The organism is Streptomyces sp. NPDC058964, from assembly GCF_042741275.1.
In the GTDB taxonomy this organism is placed as follows: Bacteria; Actinomycetota; Actinomycetes; order Streptomycetales; family Streptomycetaceae; genus Streptomyces.
The window spans coordinates 1-9,674 of the sequence record NZ_JBHYKH010000145.1; the positions used below are offsets into that span (position 1 = coordinate 1).

Below are 9,674 nucleotides of genomic sequence, written 5' to 3' on the forward strand. Positions count from 1 at the left end.
TTGTGGGGGCGCCCCCCGGGCTGGGGGGGGCGGCGAAAATCGGGGGGGGCGCGGGGGGGCCGCACGCGATCGTGCGGCCCCTCCTCGTGCCGGCGCGGTTGGTGTGGCTCGGCGGCCGGCCCGGAGCGGCTCTAATTCACGGCCCGGCGGAAGGTCGTGACCGGGCCGGCGGCTCCACCCCCGCCTCCCTGTCGAGGTCATCAACTCCGCCGGCCCGTGGAGGGCGAAGCTCACCTTCGGCCAGGGACAACGGGCCTGGACCGGGCGGGCATCAGGTGCCGCAGAATTCCCCCTCCATCACCGCGTCGCTGTCGCCCGCCCAGTCCCCGTTGAAGTTGAACGCCAGTGCGTGGCGGCCGTCCGCGGTCGTCACCGCCACGGACGAGGAGCCGTGGATGCCGCCGTCGTGGCCCCACACGTGCACACCGCAGGACAGGGTGCGGTCCATGAGGCCGAGGCCGTAGCCGATGTTCGGGGCGCCCTCGATCCGCACCGTGGTCTTCATCTCCTTCAGCTGCTTCGCCGGGAGGAGCCTGCCGCGCAGGAGAGCGCGGTAGAAGCGGGTCAGGTCGGCGGAGTCCGAGATCATCTCGCCCGCCGAGGACGCCAGGGAGGGGTTCAGCTTCGTGACGTCGTACGTCGGGCCCGTCGTCGTCTCCGCGAGCTTCGAGTACGCACGGCTGCTGGGCCGCGGGACCGAGACCCTCGTGCCGGGAAGGGAGGTGCCCGTCAGTTTCAGCGGGTCGATGACGCGGCGGGTGACCTCCTGGGCGTACGAGTGGCCCGTCACGCTCCTGATCACCATGCCGGCGAGCACATAGTTGGTGTTGGAGTAGTTCCAGGACGTGCCGGGTGCGAAGTCCGGCTTGTGCCGCATCGCGACCGCGACCAGCTGGGCGGGCGTCAGGGTGTCGTAGCGGTGCCGGAGGAAGCCGTCCGCGAGGAAGTAGGTGCGGCCGAAGTCCTCGTCCGCCGTGTAGTTGAAGATGCCGCTGGTGTGGTTCAGGAGCCGGCGGACCGTGATCGCACGGCCGTCGTGGCCGTGGCCGTGGACCACACCGGGCAGCCACTTCTCCACCTTGTCGTCCAGGGACAGCCTCCCCTCCGCCTCCAGTTGGAGGAGGACCGTGGCCACGAAGGTCTTCGTGATGCTCCCCACGCGGTAGCGGTCGTCCGCCGAGCGCGGGGCGCCCGTGGCCCGGTTGCCGACGCCGGCCGTCGTGGACCAGGCGCCGTGGGTGTCCTTCGCGGTCGCGGTCACCCCGGGGACGCCCGCCTCGACCGCCGCCTCGACGGCCCGCCGGGTGGCGGAGTGCCCGGCGGCGCCCGGGGCGGGGGCGGCCGCCAGGGCCGGTCCCGCCAGCGCGGCCGACAGGACCAGTGTCGTGGCGCCCACCAGTGTCGTACGTACGGACATGTCTTCCCCCAACGGTGCCGTGGAGCTCGGTGTTGTGGAGCTCGGTCGGGGGGAGTGACACGGGCGTTGCGGCGGGGGTTGCTTTCCGTCGGGCCGGTTGAGTGGCTTTCAGCCCTTCTTCAGGACCAGCTCGGTGTTCCGGTCGTTCGCGTCGCCCGCGAGGGTCTTGATGGCGCCGGGGGCGTTGAAGGAGAGCTCCCGGTACAGGGCGGCCAGACCCGTCTGGGAGAGGTCGGAGAAGTCGGTGCGGTGCGGGGCGGCGGACTCGATCAGCGTGGTGAAGACCGAGAGCGTGCCGTCCTTGTTGTCCACCAGTTCGATCACGCGGGCGAGCTGGGGGTAGTCGACGTGGGAGGCGGTGGAGATCTCCCAGAAGGAGCGGCCGCCGGAGGCCTTGTGCGGGGTGATGATGTTCTTGTGGACGTGACCGTTCACCCAGGCCAGGACATTGGCGTGGGAGGCGAGGAGCGAGACGACCTCGCCGCCGTCGTGCCGTCGCTCACCGGGGTGGGCCGGGTCCGGGCGGGTGTTGGTCATCGTCTTGCTGGTGTGGTGGCTGAAGACGACCGCGTAGGAGTCCTTGTTGTCCTTCAGCGTCCTGTCCAGCCACTTCAGCTGGGCCGTGCCGATGGAGCCCTCGTAGTGTCCCCCGGAGTCGGTGGTGTCGAGGCTGATGCCGATCACGTCGTCCGAGATCCGGAAGACGTAGTACTGCGTGCCGGCGGCCAGGTTGGCCGACGAGTAGCCGTGGCCGACCGGGCCGAGGCCCTGGTAGGCCGGGTCGAGGTGGGCCTTGAGGTAGTCGGCGGGGGTGTAGGGGGCCCGCTTCTCGTCCGGGGTGACCGAGCGCATGGAGCGGGCGTGGGCCTTGAGGAAGTCGCGGTACCCCACGCCCTTGGGGTCCTTGGCCTTCTTGATGGCGTCCTGGAGCTTCTTGGCCTCGGCGGCGGTCGCGGTCATCAGCTTCTTGCCGCCGATGGCCGCTTCGGCGAGGTAGGGGTCGCCGTGGGAGCCGTAGCAGCCCAGCGGGAGGAAGTCGTGGTTGCCGACCGTGGCGTACCAGGGCAGGTTGAGTCCGGGGCTGCGGACCTCGCGGATCGCGGCGGCCAGATAGCCCTTCAGGTGCGGGAAACCGACCGCCTTGTCGCCGTCGCGGAGTGTGGAGTCGGGCTGCCAGTACAGCTTGAGGCCGCTGTTGTGGACGCCCTCGTAGTGCCGCGGGTCACCGGAGTTGGGGGTGATGCGGCCACCACTCATGACCTGCATGAACCACTCCAGTTCGGAGTGGGCGTTGTTGTCGGTGTTGTCGCCGGTGGTCATGACGAAGTGGAGCGGGGAGCCGGTGACGGGGGCGCCCCGCAGCGCGTTGACCCGCTCGACGAGCGAGATGGCGCCCTGCACGGTCAGCGCCTCCTGCGGGCGCCAGGCGTGCGGGTCGGCGGCACGCAGGTACTCCAGGCGCAGCGGGTGCTGGGCGTCCATCAGGTGCAGGTCGGTGAACTGCACGAAGGCGGCGAGGGCGGTACGGCGGCCCGCGCGGCCGGACTTGGGGGTGGCGAGGTCGGAGCGCACGACCTGCTTCCAGCCGGCACCGTCGCCGAGGCGGCGGTAGCCGGAGCCGGTACGGGGTGCGGCGACCGAGGCGAGGGTGGTGCCCTTGGTGTAGGGGGCGAGCGGGGCCGCCGCGGCCTTGCGTGAGGAGGCGACGGGCGCCTCGGACGCGGTGGCGGCCTGGCTGTCCGTGGGGCGCAGGGCGTAGCCGATGCCCGCGGAGACGGACACCGCCCCGGCGGCGGCGAGGACGGTACGGCGGTTGACCCCCAGCGCGGAGGTGGCGACAGAGCGTATGCGCGACATGGCGCGATCTCCCCGAGTGCGAACGCGTCGGCAGTGGTCGCGGGCGGTCGCTGTCGCGAACGTCCCGCTCGCTCTGGATCGTTGGCAGCGGGGATGACCTGCACGTGAACGGGACGGCAACGGGCAACGCCGATCACCGTACGTGGATCTCGGGGTACGGGCACGGTCATGGAGCGGATTTCGGGCGGCCCGGGGGCGGTCACTCCATGTTCATCTCACGGGGTAAGGGGACGGGCCCCGGGGCCGGACGGCGAGACCGTGGCGGCCCCGGCGCTCACGCCGGTTCCGCCCGCCCCGCCGCCGGCCGCTCCCGCCACAGCCGCAGCGCGGCGTCGACCAGACGCACCCGGGTGAGTCCGGGCACCGCGGCCAGGTCCTGCCAGGCGGCCAGGTCGGTGGAGCCGTTGATCTCGTTGCGGAGTTCACCGCCGACGACCGTGCCCTCGTAGATGATCCGCACGCCGTGGTGGTCGGTGGCGCGGCGCAGTCCGCCGCGCCGGAAGACATGGCGGGAGGAGTCCACGCCGAGGAGGCCGGTCACCTCGATGCGGTAGCCGGTCTCCTCGGTCACTTCCCGGCGGACGGTGTCGTAGGGGTCCTCGCCGTGCTCCATGCCGCCGCCGGGCAGCACCCATTCGGGTGTTCCGTCGGGGGCGGGGGAGCGGGCGAGCAGGATCTGTCCGTCACGGACACACACGGCGTAGGCCGCCACCCTCAACTTCTCTCGCACGGGGGGACGTTAACGCGGCGGGCCCGGATTGGCAGGCGAGTATTCCGGCGCGGACCAGCGCAGCGGCACGGCCGCCGGGGTCTCCACGGCCTCGGAGACCGTGAAGCGGACGGTCCGCTCCCCGTCGCCGCCGAACTCCGTACGGGCCGTGCCGGTGAGCTGGAGGGCGGAGCCCGTCGTCCAGTCCAGGAACAGCAGCCCGGCGCGCGGGTCCGTGGTCAGGTTGCCGAGGGTGAGGAACATGGCGTTGCCGGGGTAGTCGCGCCAGCTCAGCTCGCGGGGCGAGTCGGCGCGCACGAAACCGGGGTTGCCGCCGCGGTGACTGACATCGGCGCCGCCGGAGTGCACGGTGGCGATGAAGAAGGTGTCGGCGGCCGCCACGAACCCGGCCTGTGCGTCGGTCAGTTCGCCGGAGCGGACGGGCGGGGCGGGCGCGCGGCCGGTGAGCTCGTAGCCGTCCCTCTTCTGCAGGTGCTTCGGGCAGTTGGAGAACACCCGGTCCGCCTCGATCGCGAACCCCCGTGCCGTGGGCCGGAGCCGGCCGTTCAGGCGCATGCGGCGGCGGGTTCGCGGGTCGAGCGCGATGGTCGCGACGGGTGTGCCCGGTGCGGCGAGGGCCGACGCGAGCGGGTCGGACGCGGGTGGCCCGCCCGCGACGGAGATCTGCCGGGGGCCGGTGGCCCGCACGAAGCCGGGGGTGCCGGACAGCGGCGAGGCCCAGACCCGGCCGGTCGCCGGGTCCGCGGCGCCGGCGATCAGCAGTGGCTGGAGCTCCAGGAAGGCGGCGGCCACGGGTTTGATGCCCTGGCCGACGGCACGGCCCACATGGTCGGCCGCCAGGCGCACGCCGACGCGGTCCTGCACCGCCCGTGAGCCCGGGTGATAGACGCCCATGGCTGCCCCTCGCCTAGAAGAAGCCGCAGGTCGGGGCGGAGGCGTGGGGCGCCGGCGCGTTCTCCGCGCCATGCGGGACGGAGATCTCCAGCCGGGTGCCGTCCGGGTCGTGGAAGAAGATCCCGCCCGAGGCCGAGCCCTCCCGGTGGGCCACCACTCCCTCGTGGGCGAAGTGCACGCCCGCGGCGCGGAGCGCGGACTCGTACTCCCCGACCCGCTCGATCGAGTCCGCCGTGAAGGCGAGGTGGTGCAGACCGGCCCGGCCCCCGTCGTACGTCTCCCCCGCCTGCTGCCAGAGGGTGAGGACCAGGGCGTCGCCTTCGCCGAGGAACGCGTACCGGCGGTCGTCGTCCTTGCCCTCGGCCAGCAGGGCGAAGCCCAGGACGTCCCGGTAGAAGGCGAGCGAGCGGTCGAGGTCGGTGACGTTGAGGCCGATGTGGCCGGTGCGCAAGGTCATGGCTCCACCTTTTCATTGATCTAACCTTTCTAAATGAGGTTAGAGGTTATATTCGAGTGGGTCAACCGGTCACGTACCCTTGAGCGGTTAGCAGAGAAGGAGTGAGTGCCCGATGCCCGCCATCCCCGACCCCCGTCCCCTCGTCGGTGAGCCGCTCGCGCTCGACCTGCTCAACACGCGGTGGAACCGGGAGGGCGTCACCGAGGACCTGCTCACCGGCACCGACGGACTGGCGGTGTGGCTCGCGAGCAACGGGCTGGCGGACGAGTACACCCCCGGCACCCAGGCGCTGCTCCACCTGCTCCAGGCACGGGACGCCCTGAAGGCCGCGGTGGACGGATCACTGGAGGAGGGCGCGCCGCTGGTCGACGCCGTGCTCGCGCACGGGCGGATCCGGCCCACGCTCACCGCCGAAGGACCGGGCGAGCGGCCCGAGTTCGCCGATTCCTCCTGGGGTCCCGCCTGGCTCGCCGCCCGCAACTACCTGGAACTGCTCGGCACGGCCCCCGACCGCATCCGCGGCTGCGCCCACGAGTCGTGCGTCCTGCACTTCTTCGACACGTCGCGCAACGGCACCCGCCGCTGGTGCTCCATGGCCGCCTGCGGCAACCGCGCGAAGGCGTCCCGCCATTACGCCCGTTCCAAGGAAATGTGATCGATCGGGGACTTAACTCCCCAATCCGATAGCGGGTTTTCCCCATACATCGATTTCGATTCGGTCAAGGGTGCCCAAAGTTCCATCCCTTGGGTAAAGCTGTGCGCTCGTCCGGCACTGGAATCTCTACCTGACAAGGGATGCCGATGACCCACACCCCCGAGCGCGATCCCATACCCGGCCCGAGACGCCTGGCCCGCATAGCCGTGGCGGTGGGCGTGGCGGCCGCTCTCTCCGCGACCGGGCCGATACCCCTGGCCCTCGCCGCGGATACGCCGCACGCCACCGCCGACGCCGGCGTCAAGTCCGCCCACGACAAACTCGGTTCGGACGACGCCGACCTGCTCGCCGAGGCCAAGGCCGCCGGCGACAAGAACGTCACCATGATGGTCGCGACCGCCCCGGGGCAGACCGAGCGGGTGGCCCAGGAGCTGGACGCGGTCAAGGGCGGCTCCGTGGGCCGCACCTACGACAGGCTCGGCTACGTCCGCGCCACCGTCCCGACCGGCAAGGCGGACTCGGCGATCGCCGCCGCCGCCAAGCTCTCCTCGGTGCACGCCATCGACCTGCGGCAGGAGATCCAGCTCGACGACCCGACGCCGAGCGCGGACACCGCGAAGGGCGCCGGGAGCACGGGGACCGCGGCCGCCTACTCCGGCCCGGGCAAACAGACCCCGGCCGAGAACCCGTACAACCCGTCCTTCGAGACCGGCGCCGTCGACTTCGTCAAGGACCACCCCAAGGCGGACGGCCGCGGCATCACCATCGGCATCCTCGACTCCGGCGTCGACCTCGGCCACCCGGCGCTGCAAACGACCAGCACCGGCGAGCGGAAGATCGTCGACTGGGTGACCGCGACCGACCCGATCGTCGACAGCGACCAGACCTGGCGTCCGATGGTGACCGCCGTGTCCGGGCCGACCTTCACCTACGGCGGCAGGACATGGACGGCGCCGGCGGGGTCGTACCAGATCAGCACGTTCAAGGAGTCGTACACCAACGGCGGCGACGCGGCGGGCGACGCGAACCGGGACGGCGACACCACCGACTCCTGGGGCGTCCTGTACGACGCGGCGGCCGGCACGGTCACCGTCGACCTGAACAACAACAACGACTTCTCCGACGACACGCCGATGAAGCCGTACAAGGACGGCTACCAGATCGGCTACTTCGGCACCGACGACCCGGCCACCGACGTGGTCGAGCGGCAGCCGTTCGTCGTGCAGATCCGCAAGGACGTGCCGATGGACCCGTACGGCGGGTCATGGGTGGGCAAGAAGGCCGACTTCGTCAACATCGGCGTCATCGAGTCCGAGCACGGCACGCACGTCGCCGGCATCACCTCCGCCAACGGCCTGTTCGGCGGGAAGATGAACGGCGCCGCTCCCGGCGCGAAGATCGTCTCCTCCCGCGCCTGCACCTGGACCGGCGGCTGCACCAACGTCGCCCTCACCGAGGGCATGATCGACCTCGTCGCCAACCGCGGCGTCGACATCGTGAACATGTCGATCGGCGGCCTCCCTGCGCTCAACGACGGCAACAACGCGCGCGCCGAGCTCTACACGCGCCTGATCGACACCTACGGCGTCCAGCTGGTCATCTCCGCGGGCAACTCCGGCCCCGGCGCCAACACCATCGGGGACCCCGGCCTGGCCGACAAGGTCATCTCGGTCGGCGCGGGCGTCTCCAAGGAGACCTGGGCCGCCAACTACGGCTCGCAGGTGGAGAAGAAGTACGCGCTGATGCCCTTCTCCTCCCGCGGCCCGCGCGAGGACGGTGGCTTCACGCCGACCCTGGTCGCCCCCGGCGCCGCGATCAACACCACCCAGACCTGGCTGCCGGGCTCCCCGGTCGCCGAGGCGGGCTACTCGCTCCCGGCCGGCTACTCGATGCTCCAGGGCACCTCGATGGCCTCCCCGCAGGCGACCGGCGCGAGCGCGCTGCTGCTGAGCGCCGCCAAGCAGAAGGGCATCGCCCTCAGCCCGGCCGACCTGCGCACGGCTCTCACCTCGACCGCCCACCACATCAAGGGCGCGCAGGCGTACGAGGAGGGTGCGGGCCGCATCGACATCGTCGACGCCTGGGACGCGATCCGCGACGAGGCGACCGCCCACGACTACACCGTCAAGGCACCCGTCGACACCGCGATCGACTTCGCACTGAAGACACCGGGCTTCGGCACGGGCCTGTACGACCGCGAGGGGGGACTGAAGGCCGGTCAGCGGAAGACGTACGACGTCACGATCACCCGCACCTCCGGTCCGGACCCGGCGGTCCGGCACGATCTGCACCTCGAGAACAACGCCGGTGACACCTTCCGGATCCTCGGCGACGACGAGGTGAGGCTGCCGCTGAACCAGCCGGTGACCGTCAAGGTCCAGGCGGCCCCGCGGTCCGCGGGTATCAAGAGCGCGATCCTGGAGGTCGACGACCCGAGGACCGAGGGGATCGACAAGCAGATCCTCACGACGGTCGTGGTGGCCGCCCCGGTCGACCACACCTTCTCCGCGTCGGGTTCGGTGCAGCGCAACAGCACCCAGTCGTACTTCCTGAACGTGCCCGCGGGCGCCAAGTCGCTCGAGGTCGCGATGAGCGGGCTGACGGACAGGAGCCAGACCCGGTTCATCTCGATCCACCCGTACGGCGTTCCGGTCGACAACACCTCGACGCCGTTCTGCTACAACAACTACCTCGACGGCAACGGCTGCAGGCCGGACGTCCGTTCGTACGCCGACCCGCAGGCCGGCGTCTGGGAGATCGAGGTCGAGGCGCGCCGCACCTCGCCGCTGCTCGACAACCCGTACAAGCTGGACGTCACCGTCCTCGGCGCGGCCTTCGACCCGGAGACCGTGACCGTGCCCGAGGCGAAGGCCGGCACCCCGGCCACCGTCGACTGGAAGGTGACCAACAACTTCGCGGCCCTGGACGGCAAGCTCGTCGGCGGTCCGCTCGGCTCCTCGAAGACGGCCCGGCCGGCCATCAAGGAGGGCGAGACCCAGACCACCACGGTGACCGTGCCGGAGGGCGCCAAGTCGCTCGACGTCGCCATCGGCAGCGTCTCCGACACGTCGGCCGACCTCGACCTGACGGTGTACGACGCCAGTGGCAAGCAGGTCGCGCAGTCCGCGGACGGCGACTCCGAGGAGGCCGTCTCCATCGCCTCACCGGCCGCCGGCACCTACACGATCGAGGTCGTCGGCTACTCGGTCCCGTCGGGCTCCACCGACTACGACTACCGGGACGTGTTCTTCTCCTCCGCGCTCGGCAGCGTCACCGTCGACGGCTCGACGCCGGTCAAGCTCGGCACGGGTGACTCGGCCACGGTGACCGGCCGGGTCACGGCGGCCGCGGAGGCTCCCGAAGGGCGCGAGTTCTTCGGGCAGGTCCAGCTGGTGAACGCGCGCGGCACGGTCGCGGGCATCGGCAGCGTGAAGATCGAGAAGGTCACTCCGTAACACCGGTCCGGGGACAGGGGGCGGGCGTCCTGGTGGGCGCCCGCCCTTCCGTGTGCACGGGTCATCCGCAGGCGGGAGTCGCGGCCGCGGACGGCGTCGACACCGTTTCGCCGCCGAAGGCGGCCCGCTCGTCGGCCGCGAGCCCGGTGACCGGGCCCCCCCCGTGACGGGCGGGGGGGCCGGCCCCCCGCGCCCCGCACACGCACGGG

Annotated in this window: 7 protein-coding genes; 2 read left to right on the forward strand and 5 right to left on the reverse strand. The window is 71.4% G+C overall.

The features are described 5' to 3' along the window. Positions 1-271 precede the first annotated feature (271 nt). The 5 genes from ACFW2E_RS19545 to ACFW2E_RS19565 all read right to left on the reverse strand — a co-directional run bounded on the left by ACFW2E_RS19545 (position 272) and on the right by ACFW2E_RS19565 (position 5,355). Positions 272-1,417, reverse strand: coding sequence for a serine hydrolase domain-containing protein (locus ACFW2E_RS19545; protein ID WP_384468001.1), 1,146 nt, complete (start codon positions 1,415-1,417; stop codon positions 272-274). 108 nt (positions 1,418-1,525) lie between these two features. Next, a complete protein-coding gene (locus ACFW2E_RS19550) occupies positions 1,526-3,274 on the reverse strand; it encodes a TIGR03767 family metallophosphoesterase (RefSeq protein WP_384468003.1) in 1,749 nt (582 codons plus the stop codon). 274 nt (positions 3,275-3,548) lie between these two features. Continuing rightward, positions 3,549-3,986 carry an NUDIX hydrolase gene (locus ACFW2E_RS19555; RefSeq protein ID WP_384468025.1) on the reverse strand — a complete coding sequence of 146 codons (438 nt, stop codon included), beginning with the start codon at positions 3,984-3,986 and terminating at the stop codon, positions 3,549-3,551. A 27-nt stretch (positions 3,987-4,013) separates the two neighbouring features. After that, complete coding sequence (locus tag ACFW2E_RS19560; protein ID WP_384468005.1) at positions 4,014-4,898, reverse strand: pyridoxamine 5'-phosphate oxidase family protein; 885 nt, start codon at positions 4,896-4,898, stop codon at positions 4,014-4,016. A gap of 13 nt (positions 4,899-4,911) precedes the next feature. Then, complete coding sequence (locus tag ACFW2E_RS19565; protein ID WP_384468007.1) at positions 4,912-5,355, reverse strand: VOC family protein; 444 nt, start codon at positions 5,353-5,355, stop codon at positions 4,912-4,914. 112 nt (positions 5,356-5,467) lie between these two features. On the opposite strand from ACFW2E_RS19565, the gene ACFW2E_RS19570 reads away from it, so the two are divergent. Together ACFW2E_RS19570 and ACFW2E_RS19575 are read left to right on the forward strand one after the other, a co-directional pair. Then, on the forward strand, positions 5,468-6,010 hold the full coding sequence (locus ACFW2E_RS19570) for a CGNR zinc finger domain-containing protein (RefSeq protein ID WP_384468009.1): 543 nt from the start codon (positions 5,468-5,470) through the stop codon (positions 6,008-6,010). A gap of 146 nt (positions 6,011-6,156) precedes the next feature. Continuing rightward, positions 6,157-9,465, forward strand: coding sequence for a S8 family serine peptidase (locus ACFW2E_RS19575; RefSeq protein WP_384468011.1), 3,309 nt, complete (start codon positions 6,157-6,159; stop codon positions 9,463-9,465). Positions 9,466-9,674 lie beyond the last annotated feature (209 nt).